Genomic DNA, 17,365 nt, shown 5'->3' on the forward strand with positions numbered 1-17,365 from the left:
CGGACCCGACGTAGGCTGTGGACGGTCTCACTCCGCGCACGCCGCCAGCACCAGGGCGCTGATCCAGGGCGGCAGAGGAGAGCGACGTCGACACAGTGGACCCTCTCGCTGTCCCTGTGCACCCATCGAGGTTCGGGTCAGGCTGGGGTGAGGAGGCAGAACTCGTTGCCTTCCGGGTCGGCGAGGACGGTCCACGGGACATCCAGGTCGATGGCGGTGGCGCCGAGGGTCCGCAGTCTGGCCGCCTCGGCCGCCAGGTCGTCACCTGGGTACGGGCGGACGTCGAGATGGACGCGGTTCCACCCGGTCTTGACGTCGGGTGTGCGGAGGAACTGCAGATACGGGCCGACGCCCTTGGCGGAGCGCAGTACCGCCTTGTGGTCGGTCACCTCGTGCAGGGCCCAGTCCGTGGCCCTGCCCCAGAAGCGGGCCATGGCTCGCGGATCCGCGCAGTCGACCACTACCGCGGCGATCGGTCCGGTGTCCCGGTAGAGCGGTCGGGGGTCCAGCACGCAGAACTCGTTGCCCTCCGGGTCGGCCATGACGGTCCACGGGACGTCGCCCTGGCCCACGTCGGCAGGTGTTGCGCCGAGGTCCTTCAGGCGCGTGACCACCTCCGCCTGATGGGCCGCCGAGGTGGTGGCGAGGTCGACGTGCACGCGGTTCTTCACCGTCTTGGGTTCCTGGGAGACGACCAGGTCGAGGCAGACCGCGACGGGGTCGGGGTAGACGAAGCCCTCGGGTTCGAGGTTGGTCACGCCGGGTCCCTCGCTGGAGATTCCCCAGCCGAGCGCCTCCGCCCAGAAACCGCCCAGCGCGGAGTCGTCCCGAGCCTTCATGTTGATCTGCACGAGCCGCGTCGCCACGCCGGCAATGCTAGTGCCCGTCGAGTCGGCGGCCGTCAACGAGTGGCGGTGGCCGACTTCGACCAGACACCGGTCGGACAGCGGCGCGGCCCGGGCACAGGGCCCTCGGCTGCTCAGTCACCGTCCTCGCACGCTCGGCTGCGGGCAGGCCGGTGCGTGCTGACGCACATCCCGTGAAGCGTCCTAGGACATTGGTCCCGCGGCGGCCGGTCAGCCGCCGGCCGACCGCCCGCGACCAGGAGGTCCGCTGAGCCGATGGACGTACGCCTCAGGGACAGCGGTGGGCGTTGAGCCGGGCGGCCTGGCGCGTCAGGTGGTCGCGTTCGGCGAGGTTGGGCGCCTTCCGGGCCGCCTCGGCGTACAACCGTGCCGCCGTCACCAGATCGCCGTCGCGCTCGTGCAGGTACGCCGCCGCCGCCGCGTGGCGGGGCAGCGAGTCGTCCAGCGCCGCGAGCGCCGCCAGGCCGGCGCGCGGTCCGTCGGCCTCGCCGACGGCCACGGCGCGGTTGAGCCGGACGACCGGGCTGCCGGTCAGGCGCGCGAGCTCGTCGTACCATTCGACGATCTGCACCCAGTCGGTCTCCCCGGCGGTGGGCGCGTCGGCGTGGAGCGCCGCGATGGCGGCCTGGGCCTGGAACTCGCCCAGCCGGTCGCGGGCGAGGGCCGCCTGGAGGATCTCGACGCCCTCGGCGATCGACGTGGTGTCCCACAGGCCACGGTCCTGCTCGGCGAGCGGCACCAGACTGCCGTCGGGCGTGGTCCGGGCGGCGCGCCGGGCGTGGTGCAGCAGCATGAGGGCGAGCAGCCCCGCCACCTCGGGGTGGTCGATCGCGGCCGCGAGCTGCCGGGTGAGCCGGATGGCCTCGGCGGCGAGGTCGACATCGCCGGAGTAGCCCTCGTTGAAGACCAGGTAGAGGACGCGCAGTACGGTCGCGACGTCGCCGGGCTGGTTGAACCGCACGCCGGAGACGGTGCGCTTGGCCCGGCTGATGCGTTGCGCCATGGTCGCCTCGGGCACCAGGTAGGCCTGGGCGATCTGGCGGGTGGTCAGCCCGCCGACGGCACGCAGCGTCAGCGCGACCGCCGACGACGGCGTCAGCGACGGGTGGGCGCACAGGAAGTAGAGCTGGAGCGTGTCGTCCACCGCGGGCGCGGGCCCGGGCGCCGGCTCCTCGTCGACGAGGTCCTCGCGCCGGCGGCGGGCGACGTCCGCCCGGGTCGCGTCGAGGAACCGGCGCCAGGCCACGGTGACCAGCCAGCCCTTCGGGTCCCGCGGCCGGTCGGCCGGCCAGGTGCGGACCGCCTCGACCAGCGCGTCCTGTACGGCGTCCTCGGCCGCCGCGAAGTCGGCTCCGCGGCGGACGAGGACCCCGAGCACGCGGGGTGTGAGGCTCCGGAGCAGGGCCTCTTCCATCAGGTCACTCCGTGATGGTGGGCGGCGCGGTCAGGAACGGGCGCAGCTCCAGCCACTCGTGGATCGGCTTCCCGCCCGCCCCGGGGGCGGCCGACAGCTCCCCGGCCAGCTCGACGGCGCGCTCGTAGCTGTCGACGTCGATCACCATCCAGCCGGCGATGAGGTCCTTGGTCTCGGCGAACGGGCCGTCGGTGACGGGCGGGCGTCCCTCACCGTCGTACCGGACGAACGTCCCCTCGGGGGCGAGCGCCTGACCGTCGACGAACTCGCCGGTCCCCTCGAGCCGGGTCGCGAAGTCCTGCATGTACTGCATGTGCGCCGAGATCTCCTCCGGCGTCCACTGCTCCATGGGTACGTCGTTGACCGCGGCCGGGGCGCCCCGGTAGTGCTTGAGCAGCAGGTACTTGGCCATCGTGTTTCCTCTCGGTGCTGGTGCGAACCCATTCTGGTCGCGTTCACCACGGGGACGGAGCCGGTCGCGGATTCTCGACATCGCCGTCCGAGTCTTCCTGGGCCTCGTACCCGAACCTGGGTGAGCCGTCTCCCGGTGTCCGCGCCACAGGTTCGGACATCCCCAAGATCCGCTGTGCGCCGACTCCTGCCCTCCGGGCTGTGGGCATCGGCCGGACGGACCGGCATTCCGCGGCTGGCAGTTTTCCGTGGCCGCCACGCCGCTGGCACCGGCCATGCCGCCGGGGCCAGCGGGGCAGGCCATGAGCAATTCGCACATTATCGCAAGCCAGCGCACTGCGATCCGGTATCCGCTATGACGGGCGTCAACGGCTGATGGGCCTCCGACGAGGCGGTCGACGTCGATAGACATTGACGTCGATATGGTGAATGTCACAGCATGTTCCGGGTCTCATCGTCCCTGAGCTAGATTCCGGGGAATTCGCAGCCCCGCACTGCGAGAACTGTTCGACGCGCCACGGGGAGGTGTCGCCGGTGCGCCGTGTCCCGACTCGGGATCGCTCAGGTACGCACGCTCACCGGTGCGCGATGACGACGCCGGCCGACCAGCGCGAACCGCATTCCCGTCGGTGCCCCCGCCGCCCGTACCGCGCCGGCAGCGTGATTTCCCGCGACCCGCTTCCCGACCTGCGGGTCGGTGCTCGACCCGGCGAACCGGCCCGGGCGTCGAACCTGTTCACCCGTGGGCAGGCGGCGGTCGAGCCGGAAGACGCGGAATCACCCTGGAGAGGTACCGACCGACATGGCTGGAACCGAGAGCCCGCACCGGACCGACGTGGCGATCATCGGCATGGCCTGCCGATTCCCCGGCGCCGCCGACATCGACGAGTTCGCCCGGCTCGCCTTCGCGGGCGAGATCGCGATCACCACGCTCGACACGGCGGACCAGGCCGAACGCGGTGTCGCCGAGTCGCTGCGTAGGCATCCCGAGTACGTGCCGACCGCCGGTCTGCTGGACGGGATCGATCAGTTCGACGCCGCGTACTTCGGCATCGCCCCCGCCGACGCGGCGTCCATGGATCCGCAACACCGGGTGTTCCTGCAAGAAGCGGTACGGGCGTTGGACGATGCCGGGTGGTCCGGCGCCGACACCCGGTCCGTCGGGGTCTTCGCCGGTGCCGGCGAGAACCGCTACGCCGCCCGACGCCCCGTCGGCGCCGCCGAGCCCCGACTGCCCTGGGACCTGCCCGCCGCGCTGCCCCTGCTCGTCTCCTACCACCTCGACCTGCACGGCCCCAGCGTCCACGTCAGCTCCATGTGCTCCACCTCGCTGGCCGCGGTGCACGTGGCCCGGCGCGCCCTGCAAGCCAGCGACTGCGACCTGGCCGTCGCCGGCGCCGTCTCCATCACCTTGCCGGACAGCCACGGCTACCTCCGCCGCAACGGAGGTGTCATGTCCTCCTCCGGGCGGTGCCGGCCCTTCGACGCGGCCGCCGACGGCACGGTGCCCGGCAGCGGGGCCGGCGTGGTCGTCCTCAAGCGCCTCGCCGACGCCCGGCGTGACGGCGACAGGGTCTACGCCGTGATCCGCGGTTCAGCGCTCAACAACGACGGTGGCGACCGGCTCAGCTTCGCCGCGCCCAGCGTGCGGGGGCAGCGTGACGTCATCCTCGCCGCGCTGGCTGACGCGGCGGTCGACGCCGCGTCGGTCTCCTACGTGGAGGCCCACGGCACCGGCACCCCGCTGGGCGATCCGGTCGAAATGGCTGCGCTGGCCGAGGCACGGGCCAGCCTCGGCGCAACGGGTCCGTGCGCTGTCGCAGGCGTGAAGTCGGCCATCGGGCATCTCGACGAGGCGGCCGGCGCCGCCGGGCTCATCCGGGCCGTACTCGCGGTGCGCGACGGGATCGTCCCCCCGACTCCCGGCCACCGCGACCTCAACCCGGCCATCCGGCTCGAAGACACCGGGCTGTACGTGAGTGGCACCGCCCATCCCTGGCCCGCGGTGCCCGGCCCGCGCCGGGCGGCGGTCACCTCGCTCGGCGTCGGCGGCACCAACGCACATGTCGTCATCGAGGAGGCACCGGAGTTCGGCGAACAGACGCGCGTCGACGAGGACGGCGTCTGGGTACTGCCCGTGTCGGCGCACACCGAGGCCGCCTTCACCGCGCTTCGGACCGCCGTCGCCACGTCGGATGCCGCCCCTGCGGCGTTGGCGGTCACCCTCGCCCGCCGCAGGACGTTCCCGCAGTTCCGGCAAGCGGCCGTGCTGGCCACCAGGGACGAGGTCGCGGCCGCCTTCGGTGCGGCTCCGCCCGCGCCGCCCGCCAAGGGCATCGTGTTCGCCCTGCCCGACACGCTGGACCCGGCCGACACGGTGCTCGATCGTCTCGGGGCCGCCCCGTCGGCTGCTCCCGCTCCGCTGCGGCTGATCGAGGCGCTCGCCCGCCTCGGCGTGCGGGCGGACACCCTGACCGGGGCCGGGGCGGGAGCGTTCCACGCCCTCGCCGCGGCCGGCTCGGTGTCCCCGGCGGTGGCGGCCGAGTGCGCCCGCCTGCACGTCGACGGCATGCGCGTGGTCACCGAGGGCGGCGACCTCACCCGCTGCGACGACATCGCCGAGGCGATCGCGGCAGCTCTCGCCGCCGCCGCTCCGGCCCCGCTGCGCTGCGACGTCGTGCTGCGTCACAGCGGGATCGTGCTCCATGCGGGGAGCGCGCCGTCCCCCGACGACCTGGCCGAGGAGGCCCGCTGCGGGTTCATGGGGCTGCTCGATGAACCCGACGGTCCGGCGGCGCTGCCGCTGGCCGACGCGCTTGCCAGTTGGGAGTGCCTGCTGCGGATGCTCGCGTCCTGTTGGGAAGCCGGCGCCGACGTCGACTGGGCCGCACTGCGGCCGCGGCCGGAGGGGCCGCGTGCCCACCTGCCGGTGGCGTTCGACCCGCGCCGGCACTGGCTGCTCGACCGGAGCGCCCCGGCGCCGGCGGAGCCCGTGCCCGGGACGACCGGCGCGGCGCAGGTGGACATGGCCGGTGTCGACGTCGCCGCCGAACTGGCGGAGATCTGGTGCGAGGTGCTCGGCGTCGACCGGGTCTCGCCCGATGACCGGTTCTTCGATCTCGGCGGGCACTCGATCCTCGCCGCCCGGATGCTCGCCCGCATCCTGGACCGCCTCCATGTCCGGTGCACCCTCGTGGATCTGCTCGAGCCCGAGACCCTGGCCGAGATGACCGAGCGGGTGGCCGCCCGGGTGCGGCTGTCGTCGCTGTACAGCCAGATGCGCTCCGACCACCTCCAGGACGACGCCGAGACGGTCGAGCTGTGACCGCGGACCAGGCCGACCTCTCGACCGACGAGGCGGACCTGTCGGCGGTCGCTGTGGTCGGCATGGCCTGCCGCGTACCCGGTGCCGACTCGGTCGAGGAGTTCTGGCGTCTTCTCCGCGACGGTGCCGACCCGGTCGAGGACGTCCCCACCGACGAGGTCCCGGGCGGTGGTCCCGGCCATGTGGCGCGTCGCAAGCGGTTCGCCGATCCGGCGCTGTTCGACGGCGAGTACTTCGGGATGACACCGGCCGAGTGCGCGGCCACCGACCCGCAGCAGCGCTTCCTGCTGGAGACCTCGGTACGCGCGCTCGAGGATGCCGCGATCGACCCCGCACGCTTCAGGGGCGACATCGGCGTCTTCGTCGGCATGAACCACTCCGACTACCTGCTGCACCACGTGTGGCCGGAGGGGTCTTCCGTACGGCGCCTGGGTTGGCACCGGGTCCTCATGGGCAACGACCGGGGGTTCGCCGCGACGCAGGTGTCCTACCGACTGGGCCTGACCGGGCCGAGCATCGCCGTCGACTGCGCGTGCTCGTCCGGCCTGGCGGCCATCCATCAGGCATGCCGGGCGCTGGTCGACTACGAGGCCGACGCCGCGATCGCGGGCGGGGTGAGCATCAGGCCCACCGACTCCGGCTACACGTACGTCGAAGGCGGCATCGCCTCGCCCGACGGGGTGTGCCGGCCGTTCTCCGCCGACGCGAACGGCACCGTCTTCGGCAGCGGCATCGTGCTGTTCGTACTCAGGCGGCTCGAGGATGCCCTGTCGGAGGGCGACCGGGTGCTCGCCGTGATCCGCGGCAGTGGGATCAACAACGACGGTGGCGCCAAGACCGGTTACACCGCGCCCAGCGTCGCCGGGCAGGCGGCACTGATCCGCCGGGTGCACCGGCTCGCCGGGATCGACGCGGGCGAGATCGGTTACGTGGAGGCGCACGGCACCGGCACGGCCCTGGGCGACCCGATCGAGATCGCCGGCCTGACCGAGGCGTTCCGCGGCAGCACCGCCGGCACCGGGACCTGCCTGGTCGGTTCGGTGAAGTCGAACATCGGCCACCTCGACTCCGCCTCGGGGGCGGCCGGCCTGGCCAAGGCGCTCCTGGCCGTCCGTCACGGGTTCATCCCGGCATCGCTGCACGCGGAGCGGACCAACCCGCACATCGACTTCGCCACCACCCCGTTCCGCGTCTGCGCGGTCGGCACCCCGTGGCCCGCCGCGCGCCGCATCGCGGCGGTGAGCTCGTTCGGGGTCGGAGGCACCAACGTCCACCTGCTGGTGGAGTCCCCACCGGCCCAGGCCGCGGTGCCACCGGCCACCGCCGCGTCGATCGTGCTGCCCTTCACCGCGCGCCGGAGCGAGGATCTGGACACGGTCGAGGCGCAACTGCGGGCCACGCTCGCCGGGGCCGACGCCGAGGCGGCTCGCGACATCGCCCACACCCTGCGTCGCGGCCACCTGCGGCACGGTCTGCGCCGCGTGCTCGTCCGGTACCCGGGCGGCGAGCTGGAGTCCTTCGGCGCCGCGACGGGGACGCGCGGAGCGGCGGCGCGGGTGCGCAGCGCTCGCGCGGACGGTGCGGCGTTGGACGCTCTGCTCGAGCGGCTGTCCGTGGCGGCACAGGTGCGTGACCTGGCCGCGCTCGGCACGCCCGCCGCGGTCGCCCTGGCGTTCGCACACGTCTGGCGGCAGCACGACCTCGCGATCAGCGCCGTCGTGTCCGACCGGGACACCACGGCGGCTGCGGCGGTGCTGGCCGGGGTGCTGTCGTACCCGGACGGCATCGAGGCCGTCCGCCGTCTGGCCCGCGGTGCCACACCTGCCGCCGCCGCAGCGGGCCTGACCGTCCGCCCCTGCGCCGTCGCCTGGTACGACGCCGACGGCAACCAGTTCCACGCCGAGGGCCAGACCCCCGACCTCGTCGCACTGCTGGCCGGTGCCCCGCCGGCCCCCGGGCGTCGCACCCTGCCGCCGCGGGTGGACGCGGTGGTCGATCTCGTGCCCGGCCCCGGTGCCGACCCGCTACCGGAAGCGCTCTTTCCGTACGCCGCATCCGTGAGCGCGGCCGAGCCGGGTCCCGACGTCCTGCGGGTCGCCCTGGCCGCCGCCTGGGTGGCCGGTGTCCTCGACGAACCCGGCCCGGCCGAGCCCGGCGCGGTCGTCACCGTGCCCGGACATCCGTTCCGCCGCGAGCGGCACTGGATCTCGGCGCCCGGGGCCGACGGCGCAGTGCCCGCGGCCGCGGCGTCGACGCCCGACACCGGTGGCCCGGTCCATTCGGCGGCAGCCGCGGACCCACTCGACATCGCCCTGACGGTCTTCGCCGATGTGCTCGGCCGGCCCGGCACCGGGGCCGACGACTCCCTGTTCGCCATCGGCGGTGACTCCCTCGCCGCGCTGCGGGTGGTCGCGCGCACCCGATCGCTCGCGGGCGTGGACGTCCGCGTCGGCTCGTTCATGGCCGCTCCCACCCCCCGTACGCTGGCAGCGCTCGTCCACACCGCCGCCTCCGTGTCCGACGCGGCCGAGGCGGACACGCCCGCCGTCCCGGGGCCGGTTCCGCTGACCGCCCTGCAGCGGCGGTTCCACTTCCTGTCCCAGCTGCCCGGCGCCGCCGAGGCCTACCACGTGCCGGTCCTGGCCGACCTGCGCGGTCCGCTGGACGTCGAGGCCCTGCGCGCCGCCGTCGGCGACGTGGTTCGTCGGCACGAGAGCCTGCGCCTGTCCGTGACGGACACTCCCGACGGGCCCGTGCAGCAGGTGGTGCCCGCCGGCCCGGTGCCGGTGCCGGTGGTGGACTGCGGCAGCGAGCAGGAGTTGCAGGCCGAGATCACGGTGCTGCTGGACGCGCCCATCGCGCTGGACGGGTCGCCCCTGACCGCCCGCGTCCTGCGGATGGACCCGCAGCGGCACGTACTGGCCGTGGCCGTGCACCACATGTTCGCCGACGCCCGCTCCACCGGCATCTTCCTGCACGACCTGTACGCGTTCTACCAGCAGCGCACCGGTGGCGCGCCGGCCGGTCTGGCCCCGATCGACGGGGTCTTTCTCGAGTACGTGCGGGCCGAGAACCGCTGGCTCGACTCGGCCGAGGCCGCCCGCCAGCTCGCCTACTGGACCGGGGAGCTGCGCGGCGCGCCCGAGGCGCTGGAGTTGCCCGCGGACCGCCCTCGCCGCGCCGAACCGTCGTTCCGGGGCGGCCGGCGCGGGTTCGCGCTCGCCGGTGCCGACGACGGACTGCGCCGGCTGGCCGGCGAGGAGGGCGCCACCCCCTTCGCGGTCATGTTGGCCGCGTTCGGGCTGTTCCTCAGCCGGGTCGGCGCGGTGCGCGAGGTCGTGGTGGGGGTGCCCGTCTCGGGCCGGCACCGGCCACGCACCGAGCACCTCATCGGCAACTTCGTCAACACCCTGCCGCTGCGGCTGCGAGTGGCGCCGGACGACGACTTCCGCTCGCTGGTACGTCGCACGGCCCGCGCCCAGCGCGACGGCCTGGACAACCAGGACATCCCGTTCGAGGTGCTGGTCAGGTCGGTGCGGGGCGCCCGCGAGATGTCCGCCGCGCCGTTGTGCCAGGTGCTGTTCAACATGCTCGACACCGCCTCGTCGCGGCCGGACGGTCCCGCCGGGCTCACCGTGGAGGCGGTGCCGTTCGACACCGGCGGCAGCCCGATGGAGCTCCAGCTGGACTGGTGGCTGACGGACGACGGCGTCAACGCCCGCCTGCTGCACTCCGACGTCTTCGCGGAGCAGACCGTCGCCCGCTGGGTGCAGATGCTGCGCACCATCGTCCGGGAGGCACTGGCCAAGCCCGACACCCGGTTGCGCGACCTGCCCGTCGAGCCGCCGTCCGCGCGCGCCTGGTCGGCCGCGGCCCTCACCGGGCCCCGCACCGAGGTGCCCGCGGGGCCCGTTCACGCCTGGTTCCTCGACGCCGCGGCGCGACACCCCGACAGCCTGGCAGTGACCGACGGGACGAGGTCGTTGACCTATCGCGACCTGGCCGAGATCTCCGGCGGCATCGCCCAGGAGCTGCACCGGCGCGGGGCCGACCGGGGCGACGTGGTCGCGATCGCGATGCGCCGCGAGGTGTCGGCGGTCTGCGCCCTGCTCGGCGTGCTGCGCGCAGGTGCGACCCCGGCACCGGTCGACCTCAACCACCCGCCCCGGCGGACCGCGGCGATCCTGGCCGACTGCGGTGCGAGGGTGGTGTGCGTCGACTCCGGCGACACCCTCGACATCACGGCGGGCCTGAACCGGTACGACCTGTCCGAACCGGCCGCGGTCGGGCGCTGGGCCGGACGCCTGCCCGGTGACGACGTGTCGGGCGACGTCGGCGCCTACCTGACCTACACGAGCGGCACCACCGGGCGGCCGAAGGGAATCCACTTCCCGCACGTGGCGCTGGCCAACCTGATCAACTGGGAGACCGGCGGCCTGACCCGGCCCGTGCGTTTCCTCCAACTGGCGTCCTTCGGTTTCGACGCGGCCTTCCACGAGACCTTCGCCGCGCTCTGCGCCGGAGGCTCCCTGCACATCGCGACCGACGAGGTCAAGCACGACCATGACCTGCTGCTGCGCTTCATCGCCGAACAGCGGGTGAGCAAGGCGATCCTGCCGGTGTCGCTGCTGCACGCGCTGGCGGCCCGCCCCGCGGCCGACCACGCCCTGCTGGCATCACTGCGCGAGATCGCCTCGACCGGGGAGCAGTTGCGCGTCGGCGAGTCCCTCGTCGCGTTCTTCACGGGGCTGCCCGACTGCGCGCTGATCAACAACTACGGTCCGGCCGAGACCCACGTGGTCACGTCGTACCGTTTCGGCGCGACGCCCGAGGACTGGCCGCGGTACGCGCCGATCGGCCGCCCGATCGACAACGTGGTGCTGCGCGTCGTCGACGAGAACGGCGTGGACGTGCCGCGCGGCAGCGTCGGCGACCTGGTCATCGCCGGGCCGTGTGTGGCTACCGGCTACACCGACGACGCCGGACCGGCCGGGCACCGGTTCGGCCACGAGGGGCCGGGCGGGGCGCGCAGCTACCGCAGCGGCGACCGGTCCCGACTACTTCCCTCCGCAGACCTGCTGTTCCTGGGCCGGGCCGACCAGCAGGTCAAGATCCGCGGTTTCCGGGTGGAGCTGGGTGAGCTGGAGGTGGTGCTCCGGCGGTCGCCGGAGGTGGCGGACGTCGCCATCGTCGCGCACGGCGACGAGGGCGACCGTGCGCTGCACGCGTACCTGGTCCTCGACGGGCCGACCGAACCGACTGTCGCCCGCCTGCGCGAACGGCTACGCGAGGAACTGCCGTCCTACATGGTCCCGGCGTCGTTCACGGTCGTGCCCGCGCTGCCGGTCAACGCCAACGGCAAGGTGGACGTGGCCCGGCTGCCCCGACCGGCGGCACGGGTCGGCGTGCCGGCCGATCCCGCCGGCACCGGTCTCGGGCAGCGCGTCCTCGCGCTGTTCCGCGAGGCCCTGGAACGGCCGGAGCTCAGCGACGACGAGGACTTCTTCGAGGCCGGCGGCCATTCGTTGCTGGCGACCACGCTGGTCCACCGCGTACGCACGGAGTTCCGCGTCGCACTGAGCGTGCCGGAGTTCTTCCGCGCCAGCACCCCGGCCGCCGTCGCGAAGCTGGTCGAGGCGCGCAGCGGGGGCGAGCGGACCCCGCCGACCGGCGTCGAGCTGCCCGCTCCCGTACTGCCGCAGGCGCCCCCGCCCGGACTGGCGTGGCTGCTGACGACGCCGCACCCGACGCACCAGAAGACCTTCGTCTACCAGGCGGACGGCCCGGTGGACCCGGTGCGCCTGCAGCGGGCGCTGGACGCCGTGGTGCGCCGGCAGGCGGCGCTGCGATTGCGCCGGGTGGGTCAGCGGCTCGTGCTCGCCACCGATCCGGTCGAACTGCGCCGGGTGGACGGTCCCGACGACCCTCGTGCCCTCCACGACCTGCTCCAGGCCGACCCGCTGGACCTGAGCAGCAGTCACCCGGTCCGGCTGGTGCTGGCGCGGGCGTCGCAGGAGCGCAGCCTGCTCGGGCTCACCCTGCACAAGGCCGTGCTGGACGGGCGGAGCCTGGGCGTGTTCCTGGACGAGCTGGTCACGGCGTACGACGCCCCGGCCGCGCTGGGCCCCGAGGACGACGGGTTCCTGCGTCATCTGACCTGGCGCAACGGGCCGCACGCGCCGATCGCCCGGGCCCGGGAGGTGCTGGTCCGGGGCGGCTGGACGTCGCCGCCGGGCGGATCGCTCCCGGCAGCCGCGACGGCGGCGGTCACGCGGTCCCGATGGGCGCCCAGCGCGGCGCTGCAGTCGGCGATCCGCCATGTCTGCGGCGAGCTGCGGATCACGCCGTTCACCGTCCATCTGACCGCGTTCGCCGCCGCGCGGGCCCGTCTGGACGGCGGCGAGGCCGTGCTCGCCGTGCCCATGGACGGCAGGACGGGTCCTGAACTCGACGCCACCGTCGGCGGCTTCGCCAGCATCGTCCCGCTGCGCGTCGCGCTGCGGTCGCAGGTGCCCGCCGGCGAGCTGTTGGCCGACGTTCGCACCCGCGTCGAGGAGTTGTTCGAACTGCGGGCGCTGCCGTTGGCCGACGCGGCCGGTGCCACGATGCCGGGCGGCCACCTCGGACCGCCGGTGGTGTTCAACTACGCCCGCGCCGGGCGTGGTCCTGCCCGCCTCGGCGCGACCAGCCTGGTCCCGGTCGGTCCGGATCTGCTCGAACCCGAACTGCGCCTGCACTTCGCGGTGTACGACTCGGCGGAGTCGTTCCAGGTCGTCGCCCGGCAGGCCGGCGGCCCCGCCGTGCTCGACGCCTACCGCGAGGCGCTGTACGCGATCGTGTTCGACCCCCGCACCCCACTGCCGCAAGGAACCCCCTCATGAAGTTCAGCCTCTTCTTCTTCGCCAGCGGTGACGACGCCGCCGAGCAGCTCCGCCTGCTGCTGGAGGCGGCGAGGTTCGCCGACTCGCACGGATTCGAGGCGGTCTGGACGCCGGAGCGGCACTTCCACGAGTTCGGCGCGCCGTTCGCCAACCCGGCGGTCACCGGCGCCGCGGTCGCTGCGGCCACCCGGTCCGTTCACGTCCGCGCGGGCAGCGTGGTCCTGCCGCTGCACGACCCGCTCCGGGTGGCCGAGGAATGGTCCATGGTGGACCAGCTCTCCGGGGGTCGGGCCGGGCTCGCCTTCGCGTCCGGCTGGAACCCACGCGACTTCGTGCTCGCGCCGCAGCGCTTCGCGGACCGCCGGGAGAACATGCGCGCCGCCATCGCCGAGTTCACCCGGCTGTGGGCCGGCGGGTCGGTCCCGCGTACCGACCCGGCCGGGCAGGTCGTCGAGGTCCGCAGCTACCCGCGGCCGGTGCAGCCGCTGCCGCCGTTGTGGCTGACCGCCGCCGGATCGCCGTCGACCTTCGCGCTCGCCGGCGAGTTCGGCGTCGGCGTGCTGACCCACCTGCTGGGCCAGTCGTTCGACCGCCTGGAGGCCAACCTCGCCGAGTACGGCGACGCCATGGAGCAGCACGGCCACGACGCCGGCAACGAGCGGGTGGCGCTCATGGTGCACACCTTCCTGGCGCCATCGGTCGAGGAGGCGGTCGCCGTGTCACGGTCGCCCATGACGGCGTACATGCGTACCTCGATGGACCTGTTCGCGGTCAACCGGCCGGGGTCGCCCGCTGTCGACGAGTTGTCCCCGGCCGAACTCGACGAACTGCTGGAGCACGCCTTTCAGCAGTTCGTCGGCGAGCGCTGCCTGATCGGCTCGGTCGACAGCTGCGTGCCGCTGGTCGAGCGAGCCGCCGACCTGGGTGTGGACGAGCTCGCGTGCCTCATCGACTTCGGCGTCGGCGCGGATGAGGTGCTGCGTGCTCTGCACCACCTGGCCGAGCTCAAGAACCGCTGCGCCGAGCTGTGACCGGTCGGCTAGGCCGGGGCGCGGAGGTGGACCGCCGCCGCGTCGAGCTGCGCGCCGGTGCCCGCGGGCACCGTAGGGATGCCCGGGGCGATCGCGCGGCCGAGGTTGGTCAGCACGCGGCCTGCGCCGACCTCGACGAACGTGCTGACCTCCTGCTCGGCGAGCGCGCGGACGACCTCGTGCCAGCGCACGGGCGCGCAGAGCTGACGTTGCAGTGCCGCGGCGGCCGCCTGCCCGTCCATCAACGGCTGTGCGGTGACCGTGGAGACGACCGGAATCCTCGGCGTGGCGAAGGCGACCTCGGCCAGGGCCGACGCGAACTCCTGCTCGATGTCACGCATGAGGCTGCAGTGGAACGGCGCCGAGACCTTGAGCGCGACCACGTCGGCACCAAGTTCACGGGCGGCGGCGCTCGCCGCCGCGACCCCGGTCGTGGTGCCGGAGACGACCGTCTGGCGTTCGGAGTTGTAGTTGGCCACCTCGACGGTGCCGTCGCCCGTCCGCGCCACCCGGGCGCAGATCTCCTCGACGCGGGCGGCGTCGATGCCGAGCACCGCGGCCATCCCGCCGGGGGCCGCCTGCCCGACCCTGGACATCATCTGCCCGCGGCGGTGCACCAGCCGCAGCGCGTCGGTCCACTCCAGCACTCCTGCGGCGACCAGCGCGGTGAACTCGCCGAGGCTGTGTCCGGCCGTGACGGACGGCTCCAGGCCACGCTCGCGCAGCAGTTCGAGGGCGATCAGGCTGGTGAGCAGGATGGCCGGCTGGGCCACCGCCGTGTCGCGCAACTCGTCGGCCGAACCCTGCAGGCACAGTCGGCGCAGCGGCATGCCCAGCAGATCGTCGGCGATGTCGAGGTAGGGCGTGCGCGATCGAGCGTCGACAGCGGCGAGTTGGGCGGCCATCGCGGGCCTCTGCGAACCCTGGCCAGGAAATAGCGCGGCGAACCGATATGCGAGCATGTCTCCAGCTTGGGTCGCCGGCCGGACTGTAGTCAATTGATCAGCGACAATAGCCGAAGACCGGAGGACTCCGTGACCGAGCATGAACCGGCAGACCAGCGCGGCGACACGAGAAAGATCGTCGCAGTGGCCGCGCCGCTGTACCTTTCGATGATCGCGGCGTCCGTCAGCGCGCTGGTGAACACGGCCGCACTGGGCCGGTTCGGCACGGTGGCCCTCGCGGCGTTCGCGCTGACCGGCGCCGTCTACTTCCCGGCGACCGCCGCGGTCACCGGAGCGGTGCGCGGCGTCATGCCGTTCGTGTCGGCGTCGGCCGACGACCGGGACAGCGTGATCAAGGTGGTCCGTGACGGCACCTGGCTCGCCGTCACGATCGGCCTGCTCGGCGCGGCCGCCGTGTCCGGGGCGGGCCTGCTGGCGCGTTCCAGTGGCGTACCGGACGAGACGATCGCCGAGTTGGGCTACTTCCCGCTGCTGATGGCCGGGTCCGTGCTGCTGGGCTCGATCGCCGCGATGGCCTCCTCGAGCCTCGTCGGCCTGGGACACAGCAAGATCGTGATGCGGGCCGGTCTGGTCGCGGCCGCGTGCACGGCCGTGCTGTCGTTGCTGCTGGTCAACGGAATCGGGCCGCTGCCGGCTCTCGGACTGGTGGGTTCGGGCCTGGCCATGCTGGTGGCGAACCTGGCCACGTGTGTGATGACCATGCTCGGCCTGTGCGCCAAGCTCGACATCCCGTTGTCGGGCCTCGCCGTGGCCCGGCTGCACCCTCGCCGGGTGCTCGAGTTGGCCAAGGTCGGCATCCCCATGGCCGGCACCGTGCTGGTCAAGTTCGGCGTCCTCGGCGTGCTCGCGTTCGCCGCCGCCCGGATCAGCACGACCGCCGCCGCCGCGCACAGCATCGCCACGGCGCTGGTCGGTCTGACCTTCACTGCTGCCGTCGCGGTCGGTCAGGCGGGCATCCCGCTCGTCAGCAGCCGGGCCGCGACCGCCGACATCCCGGGGGTTCGCCGCGGCGTGCGGGCCGGGCTGCTGGTCGCCGCCACCGTGGTCGGGACGCTGTGCGCGCTGCTGGTCGTCCTGCGCCCCGTGTTCCTCCCGCTGTTCACCGTGGATCCCGACGTCCGCGAGGTGATGGTCGGTCTGCTGCCGGTCGTGGCCCTGGCCATCCTCGGTGACGGTCTCCAGGCCGTCCTCGGCTTCGGCCTCACCGGCCTCAAGCGCACCATGCCGAGCTTCCTCGTGTTCTCCGTCCTCTACGGCGTGCTCGCCGTGATCGCCCTGCCGGTCGCCTCCGCCACGGGCATCATCGGGCTCTGGACCGCGCTCGTGGTGATCAACGTGCTGGTCGGGATCGGCCAGGGCACCGCGTTCCTGCGCGTCAGCGGCGGGCTGCGGAAGCCGGCGCCCGTGTGACGGGCCCGTCGCGCTCCACCGTGTCCGCAGCGGTCGCGCGAGCGGCCCGCTGCGGACACGGTTGACGCACCCGATCGCCTCGGCGGACGGCGACAGGTGCGCCGTCCGCCGATTCGCACGGCGGCGGGCCCGGCTTGCTGCGGGGCCCGCCAAGGCCCCGGCGGCCCCGGGGTCACGCCGCGGGAAGCCGGCCCGACTCGACGGCGGCCGGCGGCTTCAGGCGCTCGCCGCGACGAGGGTGAGGCGGTCGTCCGGGCCCGCGGTGATCGGCGTGGTGTCCCGCGACACCAGGAACTCCGGCCGCGTCGGGGCTGCCGGCGCGTTGTCGACCCTGTTGTACGTGATGAGCAGCAACGCGCGTCGGTCGGGCGAGTCGTTGTTGGACGACGAGTGCAGGATGCTGGGGTGGAACGCGTTGATCGTCCCGGCGGGACCGGTCATGCGCAGGCCGCCCTTGGCCGCCATCAGCTCGGCCGCGCGCTCGTCGCTCACCGTGTAGGTCAGCGTCGTCGACACGTGCTCACGCCAGTGCTTGCCCCGTTGCGCCTCCGCCCGGGGCAGGTCGTAGATGCCGTCGTCGTGCGACCCCGGCACGATCAGCAGCGGCCCGTTGCGGTCGTGCACGTCGTCCAGCGAGATGGCGATGTTCACGGCCGCGGGCCGGGGCATGCCGTCCTCGAGGTGCCAGAACGAGAAGTCCTGGTGCCACGGCCAGGCCGCCCCCTCTTCCGCCTGCTTGAGGTTGACCTTGAACTGGTAGACGTACACCTCGCCGCCGACCAGCGTCTCGGCCAGGCGCACCAACTCCGGCGTCCGCACCAGAGCCGCGCACAGGTCGTCGAACGCGTGGCACCCGTGGACCGCGCGCACCGTGGCGCCGTCGTCCTCGTGGACGACCTCGGGTCGCGCCGACGCGCACAGCTCGTCGATGCGTTCGCGGACAGCCGAGACGGAGGCGGCGCTCAGCCGCGCTGCCGGCGAACACCAGCCTTGCTCCTCGTAGCGCGAGCGCAGCGCGGCAAGGTCGGTCGGGGAGAACATCATCTCTTTGCGACTCCGCTG

The 17,365-nt window shown here is 73.5% G+C and carries 9 protein-coding genes; 4 read left to right on the forward strand and 5 right to left on the reverse strand.

Annotated elements, in window-relative coordinates; translation table 11 throughout:
• Positions 1-137: 137 nt before the first annotated feature.
• From ACLQ22_RS09165 to ACLQ22_RS09175, 3 genes are all read right to left on the reverse strand, one after another.
• Positions 138-866 carry a VOC family protein gene (locus ACLQ22_RS09165; RefSeq protein ID WP_425691869.1) on the reverse strand — a complete coding sequence of 243 codons (729 nt, stop codon included), beginning with the start codon at positions 864-866 and terminating at the stop codon, positions 138-140.
• A gap of 268 nt (positions 867-1,134) precedes the next feature.
• Entirely contained in the window at positions 1,135-2,280 is a 1,146-nt protein-coding gene (locus ACLQ22_RS09170) for an RNA polymerase sigma factor (protein WP_425691870.1), read from the reverse strand.
• Positions 2,281-2,284: 4 nt separating this feature from the next.
• On the reverse strand, positions 2,285-2,692 hold the full coding sequence (locus ACLQ22_RS09175; RefSeq protein WP_121401212.1) for a YciI family protein: 408 nt from the start codon (positions 2,690-2,692) through the stop codon (positions 2,285-2,287).
• A gap of 801 nt (positions 2,693-3,493) precedes the next feature.
• Between ACLQ22_RS09175 and ACLQ22_RS09180 the strand changes: the two genes are divergently transcribed.
• The 3 genes from ACLQ22_RS09180 to ACLQ22_RS09190 are packed head-to-tail and all read left to right on the forward strand — an operon-like array spanning position 3,494 to position 13,928.
• A complete protein-coding gene (locus tag ACLQ22_RS09180; RefSeq protein WP_425691871.1) occupies positions 3,494-6,016 on the forward strand; it encodes a beta-ketoacyl synthase N-terminal-like domain-containing protein in 2,523 nt (840 codons plus the stop codon).
• Positions 6,013-12,897, forward strand: coding sequence for a condensation domain-containing protein (locus ACLQ22_RS09185; protein ID WP_425691872.1), 6,885 nt, complete (start codon positions 6,013-6,015; stop codon positions 12,895-12,897). The genes ACLQ22_RS09180 and ACLQ22_RS09185 overlap by 4 nt, the downstream gene beginning before the upstream one ends.
• On the forward strand, positions 12,894-13,928 hold the full coding sequence (locus ACLQ22_RS09190; protein ID WP_425691873.1) for a MupA/Atu3671 family FMN-dependent luciferase-like monooxygenase: 1,035 nt from the start codon (positions 12,894-12,896) through the stop codon (positions 13,926-13,928). The genes ACLQ22_RS09185 and ACLQ22_RS09190 overlap by 4 nt, the downstream gene beginning before the upstream one ends.
• Positions 13,929-13,936: 8 nt before the next feature.
• Here the strand turns inward: ACLQ22_RS09190 and fabD are convergent, their stop codons facing one another.
• Entirely contained in the window at positions 13,937-14,974 is a 1,038-nt protein-coding gene (fabD, locus tag ACLQ22_RS09195) for an ACP S-malonyltransferase (RefSeq protein WP_425691874.1), read from the reverse strand.
• On the opposite strand from fabD, the gene ACLQ22_RS09200 reads away from it, so the two are divergent.
• A complete protein-coding gene (locus ACLQ22_RS09200; protein WP_425691875.1) occupies positions 14,963-16,303 on the forward strand; it encodes an MATE family efflux transporter in 1,341 nt (446 codons plus the stop codon). The two genes, fabD and ACLQ22_RS09200, sit on opposite strands and share 12 nt — an antisense overlap.
• A gap of 216 nt (positions 16,304-16,519) precedes the next feature.
• Here the strand turns inward: ACLQ22_RS09200 and ACLQ22_RS09205 are convergent, their stop codons facing one another.
• The gene (locus ACLQ22_RS09205; RefSeq protein ID WP_425691876.1) at positions 16,520-17,347 is read right to left on the reverse strand and encodes a phytanoyl-CoA dioxygenase family protein; all 828 of its coding nucleotides are present in this window, start codon (positions 17,345-17,347) and stop codon (positions 16,520-16,522) included.
• Between the last annotated feature and the right edge of the window lie 18 nt (positions 17,348-17,365).

Origin of the sequence: Micromonospora sp. DT178, assembly GCF_049841695.1 — a bacterium.
In the GTDB taxonomy this organism is placed as follows: Bacteria; Actinomycetota; Actinomycetes; order Mycobacteriales; family Micromonosporaceae; genus Micromonospora.

Excerpts from the sequence above, each read along its gene's own strand:
- ACLQ22_RS09170 (WP_425691870.1), bottom strand. The coding sequence starts at position 2,280 with ATGGAAGAGGCCCTGCTCCGGAGCCTCACACCCCGCGTGCTCGGGGTC.
- ACLQ22_RS09175 (WP_121401212.1), bottom strand. The coding sequence starts at position 2,692 with ATGGCCAAGTACCTGCTGCTCAAGCACTACCGGGGCGCCCCGGCCGCG.
- ACLQ22_RS09180 (WP_425691871.1), top strand. The coding sequence starts at position 3,494 with ATGGCTGGAACCGAGAGCCCGCACCGGACCGACGTGGCGATCATCGGC.
- ACLQ22_RS09190 (WP_425691873.1), top strand. The coding sequence starts at position 12,894 with ATGAAGTTCAGCCTCTTCTTCTTCGCCAGCGGTGACGACGCCGCCGAG.
- fabD (WP_425691874.1), bottom strand. The coding sequence starts at position 14,974 with ATGCTCGGTCACGGAGTCCTCCGGTCTTCGGCTATTGTCGCTGATCAA.
- ACLQ22_RS09205 (WP_425691876.1), bottom strand. The coding sequence starts at position 17,347 with ATGATGTTCTCCCCGACCGACCTTGCCGCGCTGCGCTCGCGCTACGAG.